Source organism: Brevibacillus sp. IT-7CA2, assembly GCF_949767855.1.
Taxonomy (GTDB): Bacteria; Bacillota; Bacilli; order Brevibacillales; family Brevibacillaceae; genus Brevibacillus.
This window is the reverse complement of sequence record NZ_CATKQT010000022.1, coordinates 99098-120907: the sequence shown is the minus strand read 5'-3', so window position 1 is coordinate 120907 and position 21810 is coordinate 99098. Positions and strand designations below refer to the sequence as shown.

The window sequence follows — 21810 nt, the reverse complement described above, 5'->3', positions numbered from 1 at the left end:
CTTGATGTTGCATGTATTTCCTAGCTTACTCTTAACAGCAACCTTGGCAGTAACGGGTACACAAGTCTTGTCACCTCAACATCCTACCGTATCTGAGCCTGTCGCGAAAGAGGCTGTACAAGCAGATGCTGCTTACGAGGCCGTTGCTGCTCCCTATCCGCCAGCCGTTCAAGAAGCTTTGAAGAAAGTTCGAAAAAATGGCGGACACACCATTGTTCGTGCCAATGGAAAATCCTATGTAGTCGTGGGTGCAGGACAGCGCCCTACAGGAGGATATCGTTTAGTGGCGGACCAAGTCAAGCGGACAGGCCCTCATGGCTTTGCCGTACACGTTCGGGTACAAGCACCAGCACCTGGTTCGATGAAAACGCAAGTCATCAGCTATCCGACGTTGGTGATTGCCCTGCCAGATCAGCAAGCAAAAGTCAGTGTGCATATGCGCTAGTCTATCCATGAAAAAAGCCGACAGTTCGAAAGCCACAAGGCGTATCGAAGTCGGCTTTTTTCCTTTTCCCAACAGTTACCCTTGCTTATCAGGGCTTTACCTCAATGGAAAAGCTCTCTGCAACACCATACGACTCGTGGTTATTATGGGCCAATTCTACCTTGACCTCATGCTTCCCAGCCGGGATATCCTTCATGACATAGCTAGGCTCAAATACTTTGGCGATCTTTTTGCCGTCGAGGTACAGATGAACATGACCTTCCCCGTGCTTGTTTTCTTTCCCCATGTTTTCGAGGGAAAAAGAGAAGTTCGTAACGGCCAATTTGAGCTGCAAATCATCTTTCTCAAGGGTATGCGTCACAGCGAGTGTCGGCGCTGCATGATGAGCGTGCGACTCGTCTGCTACCACTTCGGTTTGCCCTTGTTGGTTCGCGTACACAAACCATTCCACACCAGCCGCAATGGCAATCAATAGAAACAAGCGGAAAAGAAATCGTTTGGTTTTCACCGGAGCTGCTCCCTTCCAAAATGAGTCTTACCCCAGTGTGCCCGACTCCTGATTGGTTCATTCATCCATTTTTGCCTGATGATCTAACCAGCTATCCATACATACTCAGCTTTCCAATAGGTAAGAGTAACCACAAGATGCTTTGGGGAGGTCAGTGACTGCGTATGAATGCATGGAATGAAACTCTTTCAATTTTTGCTTTAGGAGGAGTATATGAAATCGGCAAAAACATGTACGGGATTCAATGCGGGGATGAAATTGTCCTCATCGATTGTGGCGCGAAGTTCCCGGATGAGAGTTATTTAGGAATCGATCTGATCATACCGGACATTAGTTATCTGCTGGAAAATCAGGAAAAAGTCCGAGCCTTGATTGTCACGCATGGGCATGAGGATCACATCGGGGGCATTCCCTATTTTTTAAGACAATTAAACGTCCCTGTTTACGGTACCCGTTTAACGTTAGGTCTTATCGAATTAAAGCTGAAGGAGCATGATTTGCTTCATCAGTCCACCCTCATCTCCATCGATCGTCACTCTACTATTTCATTAGGCTCGCTCACGATCAGCTTTTTTCAAACGAACCATAGTATTCCTGATTGCTTGGGTGTCGTGTTTGAGACAAAAGCAGGCTCCATTGTGCATACGGGCGATTTTAAATTTGATTTAACACCGGTGCATAAGCAATCCCCCGATTTGCACAGAATGGCTGAAATCGGGCAGAAAGGTGTATTGGCCTTGTTGTCGGAGAGTACCAATGCGGAGCGTCCAGGCTTTACTCCATCAGAAAAGAACGTGGGCGATCGTCTGTTAGAAGCATTCAGTAAGGCACAGCAGAAAATATTTGTCTCGACGTTTGCTTCCAATGTATACCGCCTGCAACAAGTCATTGATGCCGTAGAAGCGACGAATCGAAAGCTAGCTTTGCTGGGCCGAAGTATGGTCAATGTGGTCAAAATCGCATCGGAACAAGGCTATTTACGTATCCCAGAAGACATACTGGTTGAAATCGAGGAAGTGAGCGAGCTCGATCCAGCCCGTGTCGCTGTTCTATGCACGGGAAGCCAAGGCGAACCGATGGCAGCCTTATCTCGGTTGTCGACCTCCGGGTATCGGCACGTGAAAGTAGAACGCGGCGATACCGTCATCCTCTCTTCTTCCCCTATCCCAGGGAACGAACGGAATGTGGCGCGAATCGTCGACAACTTGTTTATTATGGGTGCCAACGTTATATATGGCTCTGGGACTGGCTTGCATGTGTCCGGTCATGGCTTCCAAGAAGAATTGAAGCTCATGCTCACTCTCATGAAGCCACAATATTTTATCCCCATTCACGGGGAGTATCGGATGCTCCATCAGCATCGTCTGTTGGCTGAATCCGTCGGCGTTGATTTCGAGTCCACTTTCATTGTAAATAACGGAGATGTCGTGGATATTCAGGATGGTGTAGCTGTGCAGGAAAGAAAAATCCCTGCCGGAAATACCTTGGTGGATGGTTTAGGAATCGGTGATGTAGGGAATGGAATATTACGGGATCGCAAACATCTTTCGGAAGATGGCATTCTCGTGATCGTTGTGACGCGCAGTAAAACCGACGGCAAGATCTTGTCGGGTCCCGACCTTATTTCTCGCGGATTCATTCATGCCCCCGAATCTGAGGGCCTGTTGGAAGAAGCGACTCGCATTGCATCCGAGGTGATCACCAATTTGCAGGAAGCGAATGTGAGTCAGTGGAACCGCTTGAAGCAAGGAATGCGGGAATCGATTGGGAAATTCGTATATGCCAAAACAAAGCGCAGACCCATGATCCTGCCGATTATTATGGATGTATGAGGAAAAGGCCTTCTTTTTGGAGGGCTTTTCTAGCATGATATTTTCAATCTTGGGGTGATTTGAAATGGGGAAAATGGTTAGACTTTTTACGTGCCTTCTTGCAATCTTTTTTATTTTCTTTGCTCCGGTTCCAGTGTCCTATGCATCATTTGAGAAGAATCCTTTGCAGTTTGAGTTTACGGAATTAACTCTCGAAACAAACCATAATGGAAGTCTCTACGCGTCAGGTTATGTGCGTTGGGGAAATGTCAGTCCCTATAAATTATTAGATCTTCATGGAAAACTTGATCTGTATAATAGCAAAGGGGAAAAAATAAACATAGATTCTGAAATAGATTACTTTTACAGCACGTTCATGGATCCAGGTGATAACGAGTTAGGTGCTACAGAGCTTGTTATCTTTAATCTTGTTCCTTCTGTCACAAAGGCATCAGATATAGCTGGTGCTTACATTAAGCCAACGTATACATTTACATTAGGAAAAAAAGCTGAACTTAGCGCAAACCTCATTACGGAGACACTAACTTATGGGATGTCAGAGGACAAACTTGTCGCTCATGCCCTCATTCTTAATCAGGGAGAGGCTACAGCCACAAATTTTAAATATGCTGGCCTTTCATTCACAGACACAAACGGAATGATTCACATCTATCCCGAAACTAGCCACGCTACTATCAATTCGTCTTTACGGTTAGAACCGGGCAAATTTGTGAGACTATCCTTTGAAGTACCGATAGATTTTATAGATTCTAAATTCAAAAACTATAATGATATTAAAAAAATTGGCATATCCTATACACACGATAATTCTGCCCCGTATAAAGACGACTCAACAGTGAGTGTAACCGTAAATAATAAAAAGCTTGTGCAACAAACCTTTGTTGAAAATGATGTCACTTATGTTTCCCTTCGCGAGTTAGCCGACGTTCTAGGTGCTACTATCCAGTGGAATGATCTAACCCAAACGGCAACGCTCATACAGAGAGACAAAATCATGGAATATGATAGGCAAATAGTCATTCCGGTTGGAAGTGATCGCTTCATTAATGATGGTTTCGAGACTACTGTGTCGGGAAAAGCGAAGCTGTACAATAACACCATTCTGGTCGTTCCGGTACGAGATGTTGCGAATATGCTGGATTGCAATGTTGTTTTTGAACATAAATGGGGGCAGAAAACCATCATCGTCATTCCGTATAATCTTATAGATGAGTAGAGAAAAGCCTTCTTTCCTGAAGGCTTTTCTAACATGATATTTTCAATCTTGGGGTGATTTGAAATGGTGAAAATCGTGAGACTTTTTACGTGCCTTCTTGCAATCTTTTTTATTTTCTTTGCTTCGGTTCCAGTGTCCTTGGCATCATTTGAGAAGAATCCTTTGCAGTTTGAATTGACGGAATTAAAGTTCGCAACAAGCCAAGATGGAAGTCACTACGCAACAGGTTACATGCGGTGGGGAAATGTCAGTCCCTATGAACTATTGGACCTTTCCGGAAAACTTGATCTATATAATAACAAAGGGGAGAAAATAAATATTGACTCCGATGTTGATTACTTTTCCTACCCAGTCATGCACCCAGGAGACAACGAGTTAGGTATTACAGAGCTCTTAACCTTTGATCTTGTTCCTTCTGTTACAAAGGCATCAGATTTAATCGATGCTTACTTAAAGCCAACGTATACGTATACACTTGGCAAAAAAGTAGAACCCCGTCCATACATATACACAAAAATGACTGCTTATGAATTTACAGACACCCATTATATCGCGCATATGATCCTCGTAAATCGGGGAGAGGCAACAGCCGAGAAATTTATCTACTCCGGAGTCGAAGCAATAGACTATAGACAAAATGGATTATTCTATCCAGAGAATAGCCACCCTGTTATCAATGAGTCATTCAGGTTAGAGCCAGGACAATTCGTAAGAACATCGTTTAAGATACCTATCAACTATTTAAAAACTAAGTATACTGACTTGTATCAAGTAAGAGCTGATATTCGATTTAAATATAAGGCCACTGCTCCTTATCAAGAATCTGCCTTGAACGTGACCGCAAATAATCAAAAACTGGTGGATCAAACCTTTGCTGAAAACGATATCACCTATGTATCCCTTCGTGAACTAGTAGAAGCTCTCGATGGCACTATTCAATGGGACGATCCAACTCAGACAGCAACAATAATACGAGGCCCCTCCAACATAACTATCCCCGTTGGTAGCAATAAATTTTTGCGTGATGGTATCGAATTCACTGCATCTGCAAATGCAAAACTTTACAATAATACGATTCTGGTTGTACCGTTGCGGGATGTCGCGGAATTGCTGAATTGCGATGTTTACTTCGATCATAAATGGGGACAAAAGTCCATTATCGTCATACCAGTACCATTACTAACTTGAACCCCACAGCTAAATTAGAAAAAAGAGAGCCTTCCAGCTCTCTTTTTCCCCCTCAAAATATCTTCTTCGCATCCCGCTCTTCCTTCAAAATCTCTACAGCCTCGCGAAAGCGCATAGAGTGAACGACTTCCCGCTCCCGCAAAAACTTCAAGCTGTCCTGCAAATCAACATCATCGGTCATGTCAATCAGCCATTGATACGTCGCACGGGCTTTTTCTTCGGCCGCGATATCCTCATACAAATCCGCGATTGGATCGCCCTTGGCAGCAATATAGGCTGCCGTCCATGGCACACCGCTGGCATTGTTGTAAAAGAGCGCCCGATCATGATTGGCGTAATGGTCTCCCAGTCCCGCTTCCTTCAACTCTTCGACAGTCGCGTCTTTGGTCAGCTTATACACCATCGTGGCAATCATTTCGAGATGCGCAAACTCTTCGGTAGCGATATCTGTTAATAACCCTACGACTTTATTCGGGATCGTATACCGCTGGTTCATATAGCGCAGAGCGGCTGCCAGCTCTCCATCCGCCCCTCCATATTGCTCAATCAAGTACTTCGCCATTCTCACATCGCACTTACTGACACGAACCGGATACTGCAGTTTTTTCTCATAGATCCACATCGGTTTCGTTATCCCTCTCTTCTAAACTTGCCAAGGCCATGGATCATCATTCCACTGCCACGGATAGCCTGAATAGCTGCGTCCAAGATTTTGCAGAGGCCCGTACAACTTCTCATATTCGTTTGCCAAAACCCAGCGTTGTTCCGTTAAATCATTAAACTGGTGAAGAGCATTCTGATCGGTTGGATGCGTATCTAAATAAAGACTGAGCTCTACCAGTACAAAGTCGATCGCTTGCAGCTGTTCAAGCAATGCGTAGTACTGTTCATCGCCAAATCTATTTTCAACTGTCATGAATGCTCCCTCCCCAAATGACTCAGTCTGGGATCATAGGGGCTAAAAAGTGCCGGCCATAACGTACCTAATTTCAACGCTTCCATCGGGCTGTATTGTGGTAAGTTCTCCGGCTGAAATGTCATGAACAGCTGAGGGGGCACCTGGTACGTCTTCACCCGAATCGGCGGACAAGGATCATAAGGACCTACATACGGATAGTAATCGCGTGTTTGCGAATGCAATGCCAATATCCTCCTCCAACTTGTATTGTCTATTCCTTCATGACTACACTATGCAGCCCACCCAGTAGGCGTGATTGATCCCCCAAAACGAAGAAACCGCTCTCCTCTGGAAAAGGAAAGCGGCTAACAACTACGATTCTACCTGTCCAGTCCATTTCGCCATGCCACCGTCCAGATTTGCAACATCTTTGTATCCATTTTCAAGCAAGAGGTTTCCGCTCTCCACTCCCATCCTTCCGGTATGACAGACGAAGACGACTTTCTTATCTGTGGGTATACTCCTGTATTTCTCATTGATCTCTGCAAAAGGAATATTAATGGCATGGGGGACTCTCCCCTCTTCAAACAATTCAGGCTCGCGCAAATCCACAATCACCATATCTTTTTCATCCGTCATCCATTGCGCCAACTGTTCTGAATCAATGATTTGCAATGTTTGTTTGGTATTCCAAAATACTAGCGCTACCATAGCGAGTACGACCACCAGAGCGCTCGTTATCCATATCTTTTTCATCCGATCCACCTTTTCGTATTTTATTTTGTCGCAGCCTTACCAAAATGCCATGAGGTCCGAAATACCGAGCAGGACAAACACGATTCCAGCCAACTTTTGCGTTACTGCCCCCCATTTCCTTGTGTTCTTCATGAGAGAAGGGCTATCACTCGCAACGGCAAGTAGCAGTAAAACGATGAGTAGCGGCAGCGCCGTGCCAAGTGCAAATACAGTGGGAATGATCGGGCCGAGCGAGCTCGTGAACATCAAAGGCATCGTCAGTCCAAAATAGAGCCAAAACATCGTCGGACAAAACCCGAGGGAAAAGGCAACGCCAAGCCAAAAGGATTGTGTCTTTCCCTCAAATCGCTCCGAAAAACGCTTTATTTTTTCTTCAAATGATTGCGTATGTAGAAATGGCAGTCGAATCCATCCGATTAAGAACAATCCAATCAGAATAAACATCGGTGCTAGTAATTTTCTTGCCCACTGAAACAAAGGAATCGCTTGTGTAGAGAGTTGTTCGCCGAACGCAAATACGATTGCTCCCAAAGTGGAATACACGACTGCTTTGCCAAGGATGAACATCCATACATGACTACGAAAGCCACCTTTGATGACGACATTCTTTCCGAACACTGTAAAAGCAGCCACATTCCCTGATAACTGGCACGGTGCAAACGCCCCAACGATCCCGAGCAACAACGCTCCAATCAACGGTGCTTGTTCGCCCATTCCGTAATACAAATCAGAAAAGGGCTTACTGATCCATGCTCCAAATTGATACAAGTACGAATACCAATCCATGCTTCTCCTCCGAGCGGGGCTTCCTTTTCTTTTATTTTACAAAAAGGTTGTGAGGAAACTATGAAGAAAAAAAGAAAGGCATGATTCGCCTCTCCTTTGCTTCATCCCGTCACTTGCAAGCGTCCAATCATGCCGCTTTCTTTGTGTCCAGGGATCGTACAATAAAATTCATAGATTCCTTCCTCCAATGCCTTCCATACTGTTTCAATAGACTCTCCCGGTTTGGCGTGCAAATGAACCACGCCCTCAGCCATTGCTCCATGATGATGTTCCGTGCTTGATTCTGAAATCGTTACGATTTTTCCATGCGACACAACCTCGATATCGTGCTCTACATTGCCATCATTTTGAAAGACGACTTTGATCTCTGTATTTTTTTTCACGGTAAATTGGTTCGGTTTATAGGAAAAGTCGACGGCTGTGAGGGTGATTTCTGTCGCGCGATCGCCTGCATAAAGAGCCGGAGATGGAAACGGTAATGATTGAAACCAGAAGAAGACGGCAAGCAGCAACACAGCTGGAGCGGCAGGATGATGAAAAATGGAGGACCACTTCGTTTCTTTTTTATTAAAATCAATCAGCTTGGCTACGAGCAGCATACATACGGTATAGAGCATGACGAAAACAAACAGGAGAGGCTCTACTTTTTCACTGGGAACCATCTCTCCCAGCATGGCGCCCATCATCCCGCCCATGACGCCCGATAAGATTCCTTCTACAATACTCAGGATCGACAATGGAGCTCCTAGCAGAAAACCAGACAGTCCACCTGCCAGCATCCCCCACATGGTGGATACATAAAGGTCTCCCCTGTAAACATCGCCGAGGATCAACCCTCCGATCAAGCCAATCATCATACTGACGGACATCGTGCTCATCATGCCTTGCATATGATCGATTCCCTGCTTTCGTCGCCAAATAAACCAAGTGAAGCAAACGTAAGCGAAACCGACGTAGATCAGGACCTGATACACCGCGCTCAAGATACCACCCCCGAGTATATTCTCCTCAATGTAAAGTATGTCCTACGCCAACAAAATAGGACAAAACGAACAAGAAAACCCTCTGACTGCTGTCGAGAGGGCTCACACATTTTCTAGTTCGCATGCCTGTTGGCAGCCTTTGCGCTCTCATATTCCCCCGGGTGATGGATACATGAAACATAGTGGTCGGATGAGATTCGCTCTAGCATAGGTACCATATTCCGGCAGTGGTCAACCTGATGGGGGCAGCGGACAAGAAAAGGACACCCTCTTTGGATTCCTTCATTCTGCACTTCCCCATCTACTATCAGCTCTTGCCTGTGTTTGAGAAAATGATTAAGATCGGATACCACGGCTACGAGTGCGCGTGTGTAAGGGTGAGAGGGATGATACAGAATCTCATGGGTCGGTCCGATCTCGACGATATTCCCTTGATACATAACAGCTATCCGATCACACATGTAGGCAGCCGTCGACAGGTCATGGGTAATAAACAGCATCGTCAGACCCATTTCGTTCTTCAATGATTTTAATAGCTGCAAAACGCCCATTCTGACCGACACATCCAACATGGAGGTCGGCTCATCAGCCGCAACGAACTTTGGTTTTAAAATGAGCGCTCGAGCGATTGCAATTCTTTGCCGCTGTCCCCCGCTTAGCTGATGCGGATATCGTTGCAAATAGCTTTCGGCAGGTCTCAGCTCAATATGATTGAGAATTTGAAGTACTTGCTCCCTCTTCTCTTCATAGGTACTCGCTTTTTGATGGGCATGAAGCGGCTCCATTAAGATTTCAAGAATAGTCATTCCCGGATTCAATGAATCGTACGGGTCTTGAAATATCATTTGCATCTCTTGCCGAATTCCCCTCACTGCCCGTTCGCCTAATCGACACAAATCTTGCCCATCAAAAAGAATTTGACCGGATGATTCTTTTGTAAGCCGCATAATCATTCGAGCAGTCGTTGTTTTCCCGCACCCGCTCTCCCCGATGATCCCGAGAATTTCCCCCTTTTTAATAGAGAAATTCACATTGTTTACTGCATAGACCGTCGTCTTTTTGCTGCGAAAAAACGCTCCCTGCTTCTTTTCAAAGCGTTTGACCAAATTTTGCACCGTCACCAAATCATCGTTGGATTGCGACTTTTGTGTGATTGCCATGTCTTACCCTCCTACAAAACAGGATACAAAATGCCCTTCATGCACTTCTCTTATTGGAGGTGACTCTACCTTGCATTTGTCTTGCACATGCTGGCATCTCGTATGAAATCTGCACCCTTTTGGCGGGTTTATGAGCAGCGGCACTGTCCCCGGAATCGAACGGCATTCTTTCTCGGGGTCATTAATATCGGGAGTGGCAGCGAGCAAACCTTGTGAGTACGGGTGTCTTGGGTTCGTAATCAATTGTTCCGTTGTCCCACATTCCACAATCTTGCCCGCATACATAATGGCAATCCTTTCACAGATGGCTGTCACCATCGGCAGGTCGTGAGAAATAAGAATAATAGACAAGTCCATAGAACGTTGCAGATCTTTCAAAATCGCGATGACTTGCGCTTGAGTCAAAACATCCAGTCCTGTCGTCGATTCATCTGAGATGACGACCTGCGGATTACAGGCTAGCGCCATTGCTATGGCTACACGCTGTTTCATTCCTCCGCTGAATTCATGTGGGTACGACTTGCGCCTTTGCTTGGGAATCCCGACCATTTCCAATAGCTGCTCTGTTCGTCGAATCGCTTCGTCCATCGTTATTTTTTCGTGTAACAAAATCGCTTCCATAATTTGTTCCCCGACCGTAAATACAGGATTTAAGGCATTCATCGCGCTTTGGGGAATAACAGAAATCGATTTCCAGCGAAGCTTCTCGATCTGCTCTGCTGGCGCCTGCAACAAGTCGACTCCACCCAGCATGGCCTTCCCGCTCATGACCTTCCCCGGGTATTCGAGCAATCGCAGAATGGACTGAATCACGGTGGACTTCCCGCAGCCAGACTCCCCGATCAGCCCGAGCATTTCCCCCTTTTCCAGGTGAAAACTGACATCCTCAACCGCTTCTACTACACCATTTGCCGTAAAAAAGTGAGTGTGCAAATTTTCGACGACGAGAACTTTATTCATGGCTAGTCACCCTTTCCGCAGCCGAGGATTAAAGATTTGTTCCAGCGAGTAGCCAGCAAAAGCAAACCCGATAACCAGCGCCGTAATTAACACACCTGGTGGCAAGATCCACCATAGCCATGCATCCGTCAGGAAAGCACTTCTGGCCTGTGCATAATACAGGGTCGTTCCCCAGCTTTTATTCAAAGGGTCGCCCAGCCCTAGAAAACTGAGGGAAGCCTCCAACAGGATGGCATTGCTTGCCGCCATAATGAATTGCGATAAAGCGATCGGTACGACACCCGGCAAAATATGACGGAACATCACGGTAGGAACGCTGCTGCCAATTGAGCGCGCGGCCTCCACGAACCCTTTCGTTTTTATCGTAAGGACCTGTGAGCGAACCACCCTAGCAGGAGATGCCCAGGTCAATACGGTAATGACGAAAATGAGATTCCAAAAGCTCGGACCGATAAACGCGGCGAGCAAAATCATCAAAGGCAAAAAAGGCACAACGAGTACCAAATCTACCAGTCTCATTAAAGCAGAATCGATTTTTCCCCCGAAGTATCCGGCAACGATCCCCACAAGAGAACCAAGCAAGATAGAAAATAACGCAGCTAAAATACCGATCGTCAACGAAATGCGCGAACCGTATAGGAGCTCGCTAAAGATGTCTTGTCCAACGTCATTGGTCCCGAGTACATAATCTCCGCCTGGCGGAAGAAATGGCGCTGCTACACGTTCGTCCGGGTCAAAAGGTGCTAGGAGTGGTGCCGCTAGCGCAACAATTACAAACAAAAGAAGGATGATGGTACCAATCGCCCCGAGTCGGCTAGATTGAAAAATGGTCCAGTACTGCAGCCATTTGCCTTTATCCATTGTTCCTTCCCACCTTTGGATCGAGAATCGGGTATAAGATGTCTGCTAGGAAGTTGGCAATGACTACGCTCAACGTAATGATAAGAAAAGCAGCCTGTATCACCGGATAGTCCCTGCTTAAGACGGCCTCAAACATCAGCCTGCCGATTCCTGGGTAGGCAAACACGGTTTCAATCACCGTTGCCCCTCCAAAAATATTACCGAGACTGAGCATAAAAACCGTAGCTACCGGGAGTAACGCATTCCGCATCGCATGACGGTATTTGATCATTTTTTCTTTTACGCCTTTGGCTCTGGCCATCATAATGTAGTCCTCGCCTAGCACGTTCAGCATCGAATAGCGCATCGTCATATAGGTTGTCGTAACGGTGATTAATACGAGTGTCACCAGAGGTAACACGAGATGATGGGCAATGTCGGTAACGCGACCTAAGCCAGTCAGATTGCTCCATGCCGTCTGCGCCCCAAAGATGGGAAACAGCCCCCATTGCGCTGCAAAAATCGCTACCAGAATCATGCCCAGCCAGAAGGACGGCATCGCGCTTAAAAACATAAAAATTGTCAAGAGACTAACATCGCTTCTTTTCCCCCACTTCCAGGCAGATATCGTCCCAAAAATGACGCCTAACAAGGTAGAAATCACTAAGTTCAATCCAGTTAACAGCAGCGTCCACGGCAACCGCTCCGAAATCAACTCCGTTATCGGCATCTTTTGTTGGTAGGAATAGCCAAAATCCATCGTCGCCATATTCCCCAAATAGATGACGTATTGCTCCAAGAGTGATTTATTCAATCCGTGTGCCTCTAATATGGCCTCCTTCTCTTCCGTCGTCATGAGCATGATGTCTTCTCCCGCTATATACGCGAGGGGACTGCCTGGCATCAAACGAGGGAGGAGGAAGTTCAATGTCAGCATAATAAAAATAACGAAAATATATTGAGTGACCTTGCCTGTTAGAAATCGGGTCATGAGTACACCTCTTCTTTCGATAATCAACAGGAACAAATGGTTCCCCCGCAATAACCTTGAGGAGCATTACTGCAGGAGAAGCTGTCAACATGCTTACCGTTCGCTCTTCGTTTTTCTTCTGCTGAGCAAATACCATCCACCCGCTACGACGACGATAAGGATGAGAATGGTCACGATCGAGGTCGTGCCTTTTCCCGTATTCGCATTCGCCTGTTCTTGTGTGGATGCAGATGTAGCACTTTCTGTAGCAGCGGCAGGCGTTGTGCTTGCAGGTGTTGCTGCTGGCTGTTCCGTTGTCACAGCGGCTTTTTCGCCATTGGAAACAAAGGAGAGCTTGTTGATGATGCCTTTCCCATCCTGGAATACCCACCCGTCGTATTTAGCGGGATTGTACGCACTAATTTCCTCTGCATAGTACAAGGGGACGATTGGATAATCTTTGGCTACCTGCTCTTGCATCTGATTGATAATCTGTTGGCGTTTTTCCGGTTCCAATGTGGCCTCGAGCTGCTCAGCCAGCTTGTCAAACTCTGCACTTTTGAATCCGCCAATATTGGTTCCCCCTTTGCCAGCTAGATCGGAGTGGAACAAATCAATTAGTCTGGCAGGGAACAGCTGCATCGTAGTCGACCAGCCAAACATCGTCATGTCATAATTCCGGCCCTTGGTGACATCATATTCGGGCCAGACAAGACTAATCACGGTATCGGGGTCCATCGGTCGAACTTTCATATCAATCCCGATCGTTTTCATCCATCCGGCAATGATTTCGGCAGAGCGTATGCTAGAAGGGTTGTTTGATTGGACCAGATTGACGAGTTCGAGCTTTTTGCCATCTGGCGCCTCTCGCAAGCCATCATTGTTCGTGTCTTTATAGCCTGCTTGTTCAAGAATGGATTTGGCTTGTTCAACATCGGTCTTATGTACGACTGCCTTGTTGTAAGAAGAAGTAGCTGGATGAATAAAGCCGGGACTTCCTTTTGTGCCAAAACCGAGCAAAACCGTATCTACCAAGTATTGCGGGTCGATAGCATGACTAATCGCTTGGCGAAATTTTTGATCGGACATCGGGAACTTTTCGGCATTGAATTGAAGAAACGTTGTAGCAAAACCGGGGCCTCTTTCCACTTTAATAGATGGATTGCTTTCAAACTCTTTGACGAGTTCCGGCTGGACCCTACGACTGATAACATCCAGTTGCCCTGCCGTGAGCGCTGTAAACATGGCATTAGCTTCTGCGATGATGGGGATGACTAACGTATCGATTTCCGGTTTTCCTTTAAAGTACTGCGGGTTCGCTTTCAGCTTATAAAATTGATCCTTTTTGTAATCCTCTAAAATGAAAGGACCGCTCCCCAAAGAATTGTTGAAGTTATCAGGATCCGTCACAGAGCTCCAAATATGTTTCGGAAGAATCGGCAAATCAGCGAGAGGCTGAATGAAGAAATCTGGCTCAGGCTTATCAAGCTCCATGATTACGGTGGTTGGGTCGGGTGTTTGAATGCTTTTCACGAGTGCAGCTGGGGTTGTAAAGCGGGATTTTTTATATTTCAACAAGTATTCGTAGGTGAACTTCACATCCTCTGAGGTCAAAGGCTTTCCGTCCTGCCACAAGATTTGGTCATGCAAGATCATTTTGTATTGCTTGCCGTCGTCGGATACCGTGAATTCTTTGACCAGCCAAGGAATGGGGTTGTTGCTTTTATCAAGGATAAATAGCGGGTCGTAAAGAAGGTTGACCAGCTCGAGTCCAGGAAAGCCGGTATTGTATGTGTACAGATTCAAGGAACGTTCATCCTGTGTGATCCCAAGCTTCACCTCCCTGTGATTATCGGCACCTGCCGGAATAGCGAACAACGTGGAAAACAGAGCGATGAGCAGCCATATGATCCCGATTCGATTATGCTTCATCCGACATCTCTCTCCTATTAGTTGATCAGTTCTTTCAAATGGAAGTTCCCATCGCGTTTATATGCTTCTGCTAATGCAAAATGACCATGTGTTGCCAAACCGTGATAGACGTGAATGGCTTGATCGAGTACCTTGTGCATTGCTCTTCCCTTTTCGTAGTCAGAGGGCAACGCGGAAAACCCAGGGACGATAGCCTCCATTGCCTTCGCATCTACCGCTTCTTCAAAATGTCGGCCACTGAACTCCATTTGACTGTGCAAGACATCCATCGCTCGATTTTTTTGTTCCCACACCGACGAAATATCAACGACACAGTTGGGATGATGCGGAGTCATGTAATAGATCGCCGGGATCGGGTGTGCTTCCAAGCCAGGCATTTCATCTAAAGCAAACTCCCGGCTTGCCAATGCGATACTTTCTAAGATTAAAATCATGGCCTGTCTACGGTCTGGGTCTAAGTCGTGAAAAGAATGTTCCGGGTCCTGCGTAATGATAATATCTGGCTTCACTTCCCGGATAATCTGTACGAGCTTTTTCTTGGACTCCGGACTGACATCTACATAACCGGATTGAAAGCCGGGAAAATACATCTGAACCCCCAATACCGCTGCCGCCTCTGTAACTTGCGGGCGTGATTTTTCGCTAGACAGCATGATCGAGGCGTACGATTCCCCTCCATTGTTCACGTTAATGGCAAGAGCACCGCCACACTCCACCACTTCCATGCCATACACACCTAACAGCAACATTTTCTTGCCCATTTTTTCATCTCCCTTGTCATCCTGTTTGATTGATATTTTCTGTATTGTGAAAATATTCTGACTTGAAAATACTATACCCCACTAACCTATATTTCGCAATAATAAAAAAAGCTTCATTTCTGAAGCTTTTTATTTCATCAGCTTATTCATCGTGGTTAACAGCTCGTCAATAACTGCGCTGTCCCCTTCTTGGATGCGTTCAATCACACAGGATTTCATATGTCCTTCCAAAAGGATACGTCCCACTGAATTTAAGGCAGATTGTACCGCAGCAATTTGATTCAAGACATCATCACAATAAGCATCCTTCTCCACCATGCCTTTAATCCCGCGAATTTGTCCCTCAATCCGATTGAGACGGGCCTGCAAGTTTTGCTTGGTTTTTTCTGAATGATGACTGTTTCGATCAGATGTATGACAAGACTGTACAACGTTCAATTCTGCACTTGACAATGAGATTCCTCCTCTATTCATCCTAGCAAACATACGATTCGATTATAATCCAAATTTTCAAAATGCAGCAAGTTCCATATTCACATTTCGATCAGGAAGACAGCCCCAATTCTTTTCGGACATTTTCCAATCCATATCGCTCGACAAACTTGAAAAACTTCTCTCTCTTTTTCCCTTGCGTCTGATACAACGTAATGATGCTTTGGACGATGGAGGATAATTGTTCTTCCTTCACCTGCTCGACCAGAAGCTCGGCTGTTTTGGCCTCCATTGTTTTCGATTGGCCTCCGACGTAGATTTCAAAGGTTTCTTTTCGCTTGACGATCCCGATATCTTTTACCAACGGCTCTCCACAAGCATTTGGGCAGCCCGTATAACCGACTCTCATCGTAAAAGGAATGGCCATCCCTGCTATCGTATCATTCAAATTTCTCGCTGCCTCTAGCCCTTCAATCTCTGCTCCTTTGCAAAAAGAACAGACAGACAAATTCTTCACAACAGAGCCGGTTTCGTACACACACAAGCCTTTTTCACGCAGCGCTTTTTTCGCATCCTCAGCCTTCTCTTCATTCATCTCGACAATAAGCTGCTGAAAGGTCGAAAGTTCAATTTGTGCATCCTCGCCAACGATTTGACCGATCGCCACCATATCTGTTGGAGTAAACACGGAACCGCCGACACGAATTTCTGGACTTACGGCAAACTGTACACGCTTCAAAAGGCATTCCTCCTGCACTATTTGGATTTGTAATTTTCGGTCAACTACAAGCTATAAGAAAGACTGCAATTCTACAATCACAGCCTTTCCCGCAACCTTTACTTAAACGACATCGTATCCTTGATCTTCAATGGTCTCTTTCACATTGTCCAGCGAAACAACGGATTCATCAAAAGTCACGCTTACCTGATTGTCAGCAAGGCTTACCGTTGCTTTGCTAACCCCGTCTAGTTTTTGAAGAGCACCTTCTATGGAGATAACGCAGTGATTGCAGGACATTCCTTGTACGTTCAAAGTGACATTCATTTTACATCCTCCTTTGTTTTTGGGAAGCTTTACTTGATTACATTTTACGATACCCCTGTAGGGTATGCAATACCCAATTTTACATTTTCCTGCTGTGTACATACAAAAAAGCTCCCCATCTATAAAAGAAAGGGAGTTTTCCTTACGCTTCTTGGCTGAGATGATTTCTGATGGGAGCAAAAAACACGTGCTCCACCTCATTTGCGGATAACGGGCGACTATAATAGTACCCTTGAATTTCCTTGCAATGATTTTCTGTCAAAATATCTAACTGATCCTTCGTTTCAATACCTTCTGCAATCACATCCAATTTCAGATGCTTCGCCATCGAAATAATGGTGGCCACAATGGCTTTATCGTTATCATTTCGAGACAGGTCTGTTATGAAGGAGCGGTCAATCTTTAATTTGTGGATCGGGAATTTTTTCAAATAGCTCAATGAGCTGTAACCGGTTCCAAAATCATCCAGACTGATTCTCGTTCCGATTTTGTTTAACTCATGTAGGATACTGATCGATACGGCCGGGTCCATCATCATGCTCTCCGTGATTTCCAGTTCCAAAAAGTGTGGGGCAAGCTTGGTTTCCTCAAGGATATTTTTGATGTACTGGACGAGGTTCCGTTGGTGAAATTGATGGGAGGACAAGTTGACGGAGACGGGGATCAACGGTCCCCCTTCATCATGCCAATGCTTCATTTGCCTGCACGCTTCGCGAAGCACCCATGTACCAATCTCATAGATCAACCCTGTCTCTTCAGCAATAGGGATAAACACTCCTGGTGAAAGCATCCCTTTGGTCGGATGATTCCACCTAACGAGCGCTTCCACTCCGATCATGCGATTACTTTCCGCATGAAATTGAGGTTGGTAATACACTACCAGCTCGTTACGTTCAATTGCTTTTCTGAGATCACTTTCTATTTCAATATTTTCTAGCAATTGGACATCAAAATCGGGTGTATAGAACAGGTGACCATTTTTCCCCTGTTTTTTCACCTCGTACATGGCCGTATCCGCTTTTTTGAGCAGCGCGACAGCATCCGTTCCGTGGTCTGGGAATATCGCCGTTCCAATACTTGCTGATATGTAAAATTCACTGTCTTTTAGCGAGAATGGCTGTTTCAATGCTTCAATGATCTTATCCGCTAAACTCGCCGCTTCCCTGCGGTCCGCTCCTGTTTCGCAGAGGATGGTAAATTCATCTCCACCCATCCGGGCAATTGTTGCGTGGTACCCTTCCGCACTCTTTACGATTCTGTCGCTGACCCCCTGCAAAAAGATATCGCCGTAGGAGTGTCCCAAGGAATCATTGATCATTTTGAACCGATCGATGTCGATAACCATGACGGCAAAGCTCGATGAATCTTGGCTACTTTTTTCAATAGATTGATGAAGGACTTGATTAAACTTTCTTCGGTTCGGTAAGTCGGTCAGCTCATCGTGATAAGCCAAATACCTGATTTTTTCTTTCGCGCGATTCTCTTCGGTAATATCCTTCACAATGATGTGATTCCCCACCACTTCTCCCTCAATCTCAACCGGGACATTGAGTACACTCAGCTCTACGCGATTTCCGTTCGGATGAAGGATGGTCGTCTCAAAATTATTACGAATGGGCTGAAACGACTGGGCAAAAGAATCTTTGGTGATGTCCCTTTTTTCCTCAACAATATGCATGCCAATTTTGGATACATGTTGATTGATGAATTCTTCCTCACTCAGACCACCAATCTTCGTGACAGCTGGGTTCATTTTGATAATACATCCACCTGTATCTAAGGAGATAATGCCGTATTCATTATTTTTATAAAGGGAACGATACCAGCTTTCATTTTCCTGAATAACCGTATCTTTTTGCGAGAGTCGTTTGTTAATAAACAAGCCAAACAATGTAATGCCGATCAGTAAAAAGGTGGCCAAGACTATGATATAGGCCAAAGTCTCCGGTTCGATCTGCGTTTCCACCTCGGTTTTCGGCAGTTCCGTTACGTAGAAATGCGCTGCAACCATCCCGGTGTAGTGCATACCCGCTATTGCAGCTCCCATAATGAGTGAACTTCCCAATTTGTATAAATACGCGTATTTCGACTGATCACGGCGAAAGTAAAACAAGAGCCAAAGTGCCGCTGCCGAAGCAGTCGCTGCGATGATAATAGATAAAATGACGATCCACATATTGTATGTAATTTCGATAATCATCGCGGCCATTCCAACGTAGTGCATCCCAGATATTCCAGCGGCCATAAGAATTCCCGCGATACCTAACTGTCTTGCATTGAGATTGCTTTTCGTGACGGTAAACAAGGCTATGCTTGAGACAAAAATGGCAAGAATGACAGATAGGATGACATACTCCATGTCATACAGAACCTTAATAGGGAGGGTAAGTGCCAGCATTCCGACAAAATGCATGGACCATATTCCAAGCCCCATCGTTGTGGCACCAAAAATCAACCAAAGTAGCTGATGCTTCCCCTTACTTTTACTCACTCTGGCTGCCAGGTTGAGAGCAGAAAAAGAAGCTGCAACCGCGATTAAATAAGATAGTATCACAAGGAAATTGTCGTACGTCCCATGTATCTGGTGATCCAAGCTCCTTCACCGCTTTCCTTTTGTTAATCTGGATGGTCTCACTTAAACCATGCTGCCTGATTCACCATAACGATTTACCTGCAAGTAGGAATCGATTTCTTTCGTGGGCAGCGGTTTACTGTAGAAGTACCCTTGGACTTCATTACACATTTGTTCCTTTAGAAAATCAACATGTTCTTGTGTTTCTACACCCTCTGCAATAACAGCAATTTTCATGTTGTGTGCCATATCGATGATCGTTTTAATAATCGCTTGATTCCGTGGATTCAAATTCCGGACAAAGGATTGGTCGATTTTGAGCCGATCGATCGGAAATTGACTTAGATAGCTCAAAGAACTGTAGCCCGTCCCGAAATCATCGATACTGATGCTAATCCCAAGACCTTTCAAGCGATTCAAAATCCGAATCGTATAGTCTACATTTAGTGCCATGCTTTCCGTGATTTCCAGCTCCAAGTATTGCGAAGATAAGCCTGTTTCTTCAAGGATCGAGGTAATCATCTCAATGAGATTGTTTTGCATAAATTGGCGTAAGGATATATTCACCGCAACCGCTAGCTGTGTAAAGCCTGCTTCCTGCCACACTTTTGTCTGTTGGCAAGCCGTTCTCATTACCCATTCCCCAAGCGGTACGATTAAGCCTGTTTCTTCTGCGATCGGGATAAATTGAATAGGTGGGATGAGGCCAAGGTCTGGATGTTCCCAACGAATCAACGCCTCCATGCCAATAATCTGGCCTGTCTGCAATTGAATCTTCGGTTGGTAGTGCAGCGTAAATTGTTTCTCATCCAAAGCTTTTCGCAGCTCTCTTTCAAGCTGTAGCTTTTTGGCTAAAACCTGATGTAGCTCCTCCGAGAAAAATTGATAATTATTTTTCCCTTGCTCTTTTGCCAAATACATGGCTGCGTCTGCATGCTTCAACAGCGCTTCAATATCGTCTCCATCATCCGGAAACATGCTGATGCCAATACTTGGCGTGATAAAGATTTCGATATGGTCCAACGTAATCGATTCGGACATGCTCGTGATGATTCGCTGCGCAATTTCACCAACTTTTTTGTGTGTGACACCTTTGAGAAAGATGGCGAACTCATCTCCGCCTAGTCGAGAAACAGAATCTTCTTTTCGCAAACAGCCGATGAGACGATTTGCTACTGCTTGTAAAAGGACATCCCCTATGGAGTGACCCAGCGTATCATTTATGTTTTTGAATCGATCCAAATCAATGAACATGACGCCAATTTTCTCATCTTTTTGCTTTGCTTTGAGTATTGCCTCTGCCAGTTTTTCATGAAAAAGCGTTCGATTAGGCAGGTTGGTTAAGGCATCGTAATGGGCCATGTAGCGAATCGTTTCTTCGGCCTTTTTTCTCTCGGTGATGTCAATCATGGAGCCTACCATTTCCACGATTTCTCCGTTTTCCTCAATAGGTGACAACGTAATGTAATAATCATTTCCGGATAGTTTCAGTTCGAAGGTAACGGGCTCGCCAGCAAAAGCTCTGCGAAAATAGATTTCCATTTGCTCCGCTACCTCATAAGGAAAGATTTCATACGACGTTTTTCTCAACATCCTCTCAGACGTTAGCCCGAGCTCTTCCGCAATTTTCCCTTCACACAAGGTATAGGTGATGTTCCCTTTCGGATCTGTCACGATCTTGAACACACAGTTTTGCAAGTTTTGAACCGTCCTGCGAAAATCGTTCTGCAATGCTTCTGCCAAAGCTGCCTCTGCTTCTATGCGGTCGGTAATATCCGTACGGATCGAAACATATTGATACGGAACTCCCCGGTCGTCTAGAAATGGAACGATGGTCGTATTCATCCAATATTCATTGCCGTTTTTGGCGCGATTCTTCACCTCGCCCTTCCAAACACGTCCTTGCTTGATCGTTTCCCACATCAATTTAAAAAACGACTTGGAATGATAGCGAGAGTTAATGACACGATGTGTATTTCCAACCAATTCATCCACTTCGTATCTGGAGATTTCACAAAACTTGTCATTTACATAAGTAATGACGCCTTTATCGTCTGTAATCGCTACAATCGAAGATTCATCCAGTGCATTTTTGATATCGTGCAAGTCCTTCATTGTCTTTGAAAGAGACTCCTCCATCTGCTTTCGTTTCGTGATGTCGGTCCCGATTGCCACGTACTGATAAAGGAATCCACTGTCGTTCATGAACGGTACTAACGTCATGCTAAGCCAATATTCCGTACCGTCCTTTGCCCGATTTTTCATCTCGCCTTTCCATACTTTTCCTCGGCTGATGGTATCCCATAGCGATTTAAAATAGTCTCGCGGATGGAAACCGGAATCGACGATGTTATGGTTCTCTCCGATTAATTCCTCTCTACTAAACTTGGATACTTGACAGAAGTTGTGATTGACGTAGGTGATGATTCCTTTTTCATCTGTTATCGAGATAACTGATGACTCTTCCAATGCAGATAATGCATACTTTACATCTCTGATTTTATTAAACACATGGCACCCCCGCCT

General features: G+C 45.3%; 22 protein-coding genes. 4 read left to right on the top strand and 18 right to left on the bottom strand.

Annotation, left to right across the window (positions count from 1 at the left end):
* Positions 1-4: 4 nt before the first annotated feature.
* Positions 5-445 carry a protease complex subunit PrcB family protein gene (locus ACM6JA_RS13490; protein ID WP_007725788.1) on the top strand — a complete coding sequence of 147 codons (441 nt, stop codon included), beginning with the start codon at positions 5-7 and terminating at the stop codon, positions 443-445.
* 88 nt (positions 446-533) lie between these two features.
* Here the strand turns inward: ACM6JA_RS13490 and ACM6JA_RS13485 are convergent, their stop codons facing one another.
* Positions 534-953: a hypothetical protein gene (locus tag ACM6JA_RS13485; RefSeq protein WP_414852694.1), complete on the bottom strand. Its 420-nt coding sequence runs from the start codon at positions 951-953 to the stop codon at positions 534-536.
* A gap of 164 nt (positions 954-1117) precedes the next feature.
* Here ACM6JA_RS13485 and ACM6JA_RS13480 point away from each other — a divergent pair, with 164 nt between their 5' ends.
* The 3 genes from ACM6JA_RS13480 to ACM6JA_RS13470 all read left to right on the top strand — a co-directional run bounded on the left by ACM6JA_RS13480 (position 1118) and on the right by ACM6JA_RS13470 (position 5189).
* Complete coding sequence (locus ACM6JA_RS13480; protein ID WP_007725792.1) at positions 1118-2785, top strand: ribonuclease J; 1668 nt, start codon at positions 1118-1120, stop codon at positions 2783-2785.
* A gap of 64 nt (positions 2786-2849) precedes the next feature.
* On the top strand, positions 2850-4001 hold the full coding sequence (locus ACM6JA_RS13475; protein ID WP_414852693.1) for a copper amine oxidase N-terminal domain-containing protein: 1152 nt from the start codon (positions 2850-2852) through the stop codon (positions 3999-4001).
* A 63-nt stretch (positions 4002-4064) separates the two neighbouring features.
* On the top strand, positions 4065-5189 hold the full coding sequence (locus tag ACM6JA_RS13470) for a copper amine oxidase N-terminal domain-containing protein (RefSeq protein WP_414852692.1): 1125 nt from the start codon (positions 4065-4067) through the stop codon (positions 5187-5189).
* A gap of 52 nt (positions 5190-5241) precedes the next feature.
* Here ACM6JA_RS13470 and ACM6JA_RS13465 read toward each other — a convergent pair whose 3' ends face one another.
* The 17 genes from ACM6JA_RS13465 to ACM6JA_RS13385 form a co-directional block, all read right to left on the bottom strand.
* The gene (locus ACM6JA_RS13465) at positions 5242-5811 is read right to left on the bottom strand and encodes a manganese catalase family protein (RefSeq protein ID WP_007725798.1); all 570 of its coding nucleotides are present in this window, start codon (positions 5809-5811) and stop codon (positions 5242-5244) included.
* Between the two features lie 21 nt (positions 5812-5832).
* Positions 5833-6105 (bottom strand): spore coat protein CotJB, encoded by a 273-nt coding sequence (locus tag ACM6JA_RS13460; protein WP_414852691.1) that lies wholly within the window; start codon positions 6103-6105, stop codon positions 5833-5835.
* Positions 6102-6329: a spore coat associated protein CotJA gene (locus tag ACM6JA_RS13455; protein WP_007725805.1), complete on the bottom strand. Its 228-nt coding sequence runs from the start codon at positions 6327-6329 to the stop codon at positions 6102-6104. The genes ACM6JA_RS13460 and ACM6JA_RS13455 overlap by 4 nt, the downstream gene beginning before the upstream one ends.
* A gap of 130 nt (positions 6330-6459) precedes the next feature.
* Positions 6460-6843: a rhodanese-like domain-containing protein gene (locus ACM6JA_RS13450; RefSeq protein WP_414852690.1), complete on the bottom strand. Its 384-nt coding sequence runs from the start codon at positions 6841-6843 to the stop codon at positions 6460-6462.
* A gap of 36 nt (positions 6844-6879) precedes the next feature.
* Positions 6880-7629, bottom strand: a complete 750-nt coding sequence (locus ACM6JA_RS13445; RefSeq protein WP_414852689.1) for a cytochrome c biogenesis CcdA family protein — start codon at positions 7627-7629, stop codon at positions 6880-6882.
* Between the two features lie 101 nt (positions 7630-7730).
* A complete protein-coding gene (locus ACM6JA_RS13440; RefSeq protein ID WP_414853125.1) occupies positions 7731-8603 on the bottom strand; it encodes a cupredoxin domain-containing protein in 873 nt (290 codons plus the stop codon).
* Positions 8604-8725: 122 nt separating this feature from the next.
* On the bottom strand, positions 8726-9772 hold the full coding sequence (locus ACM6JA_RS13435) for an ABC transporter ATP-binding protein (protein ID WP_414852688.1): 1047 nt from the start codon (positions 9770-9772) through the stop codon (positions 8726-8728).
* Between the two features lie 3 nt (positions 9773-9775).
* Positions 9776-10732 carry an ABC transporter ATP-binding protein gene (locus ACM6JA_RS13430; RefSeq protein ID WP_414852687.1) on the bottom strand — a complete coding sequence of 319 codons (957 nt, stop codon included), beginning with the start codon at positions 10730-10732 and terminating at the stop codon, positions 9776-9778.
* Between the two features lie 6 nt (positions 10733-10738).
* Positions 10739-11593, bottom strand: coding sequence for an ABC transporter permease (locus ACM6JA_RS13425; RefSeq protein WP_007725818.1), 855 nt, complete (start codon positions 11591-11593; stop codon positions 10739-10741).
* Positions 11586-12563 carry an ABC transporter permease gene (locus ACM6JA_RS13420; protein ID WP_414852686.1) on the bottom strand — a complete coding sequence of 326 codons (978 nt, stop codon included), beginning with the start codon at positions 12561-12563 and terminating at the stop codon, positions 11586-11588. Before ACM6JA_RS13420 ends, ACM6JA_RS13425 begins: the two co-directional genes overlap by 8 nt.
* A gap of 93 nt (positions 12564-12656) precedes the next feature.
* On the bottom strand, positions 12657-14474 hold the full coding sequence (locus ACM6JA_RS13415; RefSeq protein WP_414852685.1) for an ABC transporter substrate-binding protein: 1818 nt from the start codon (positions 14472-14474) through the stop codon (positions 12657-12659).
* A gap of 17 nt (positions 14475-14491) precedes the next feature.
* Positions 14492-15235: a PIG-L deacetylase family protein gene (locus ACM6JA_RS13410; RefSeq protein ID WP_414852684.1), complete on the bottom strand. Its 744-nt coding sequence runs from the start codon at positions 15233-15235 to the stop codon at positions 14492-14494.
* Between the two features lie 129 nt (positions 15236-15364).
* A complete protein-coding gene (locus ACM6JA_RS13405; protein ID WP_016739861.1) occupies positions 15365-15688 on the bottom strand; it encodes a metal-sensitive transcriptional regulator in 324 nt (107 codons plus the stop codon).
* Between the two features lie 91 nt (positions 15689-15779).
* A complete protein-coding gene (locus ACM6JA_RS13400; protein WP_414852683.1) occupies positions 15780-16406 on the bottom strand; it encodes a nitrite reductase in 627 nt (208 codons plus the stop codon).
* Positions 16407-16508: 102 nt separating this feature from the next.
* Positions 16509-16712, bottom strand: a complete 204-nt coding sequence (copZ, locus tag ACM6JA_RS13395) for a copper chaperone CopZ (protein WP_007725825.1) — start codon at positions 16710-16712, stop codon at positions 16509-16511.
* A gap of 142 nt (positions 16713-16854) precedes the next feature.
* Positions 16855-19305 (bottom strand): EAL domain-containing protein, encoded by a 2451-nt coding sequence (locus tag ACM6JA_RS13390; RefSeq protein ID WP_414852682.1) that lies wholly within the window; start codon positions 19303-19305, stop codon positions 16855-16857.
* Between the two features lie 42 nt (positions 19306-19347).
* Positions 19348-21795: an EAL domain-containing protein gene (locus tag ACM6JA_RS13385; protein WP_414852681.1), complete on the bottom strand. Its 2448-nt coding sequence runs from the start codon at positions 21793-21795 to the stop codon at positions 19348-19350.
* Positions 21796-21810: the final 15 nt, after the last annotated feature.

Bases quoted from the DNA above. Each gene is read 5' to 3' on its own strand.
- ACM6JA_RS13490 (WP_007725788.1), top strand. From the start codon at position 5: ATGTTGCATGTATTTCCTAGCTTACTCTTAACAGCAACCTTGGCAGTA.
- ACM6JA_RS13480 (WP_007725792.1), top strand. From the start codon at position 1,118: ATGAATGCATGGAATGAAACTCTTTCAATTTTTGCTTTAGGAGGAGTA.
- ACM6JA_RS13475 (WP_414852693.1), top strand. From the start codon at position 2,850: ATGGGGAAAATGGTTAGACTTTTTACGTGCCTTCTTGCAATCTTTTTT.
- ACM6JA_RS13470 (WP_414852692.1), top strand. From the start codon at position 4,065: ATGGTGAAAATCGTGAGACTTTTTACGTGCCTTCTTGCAATCTTTTTT.
- ACM6JA_RS13465 (WP_007725798.1), bottom strand. From the start codon at position 5,811: ATGTGGATCTATGAGAAAAAACTGCAGTATCCGGTTCGTGTCAGTAAG.
- ACM6JA_RS13460 (WP_414852691.1), bottom strand. From the start codon at position 6,105: ATGACAGTTGAAAATAGATTTGGCGATGAACAGTACTACGCATTGCTT.
- ACM6JA_RS13450 (WP_414852690.1), bottom strand. From the start codon at position 6,843: ATGAAAAAGATATGGATAACGAGCGCTCTGGTGGTCGTACTCGCTATG.
- ACM6JA_RS13445 (WP_414852689.1), bottom strand. From the start codon at position 7,629: ATGGATTGGTATTCGTACTTGTATCAATTTGGAGCATGGATCAGTAAG.
- ACM6JA_RS13435 (WP_414852688.1), bottom strand. From the start codon at position 9,772: ATGGCAATCACACAAAAGTCGCAATCCAACGATGATTTGGTGACGGTG.
- ACM6JA_RS13430 (WP_414852687.1), bottom strand. From the start codon at position 10,732: ATGAATAAAGTTCTCGTCGTCGAAAATTTGCACACTCACTTTTTTACG.
- ACM6JA_RS13425 (WP_007725818.1), bottom strand. From the start codon at position 11,593: ATGGATAAAGGCAAATGGCTGCAGTACTGGACCATTTTTCAATCTAGC.
- ACM6JA_RS13420 (WP_414852686.1), bottom strand. From the start codon at position 12,563: ATGACCCGATTTCTAACAGGCAAGGTCACTCAATATATTTTCGTTATT.
- ACM6JA_RS13415 (WP_414852685.1), bottom strand. From the start codon at position 14,474: ATGAAGCATAATCGAATCGGGATCATATGGCTGCTCATCGCTCTGTTT.
- ACM6JA_RS13410 (WP_414852684.1), bottom strand. From the start codon at position 15,235: ATGGGCAAGAAAATGTTGCTGTTAGGTGTGTATGGCATGGAAGTGGTG.
- copZ (WP_007725825.1), bottom strand. From the start codon at position 16,712: ATGAATGTCACTTTGAACGTACAAGGAATGTCCTGCAATCACTGCGTT.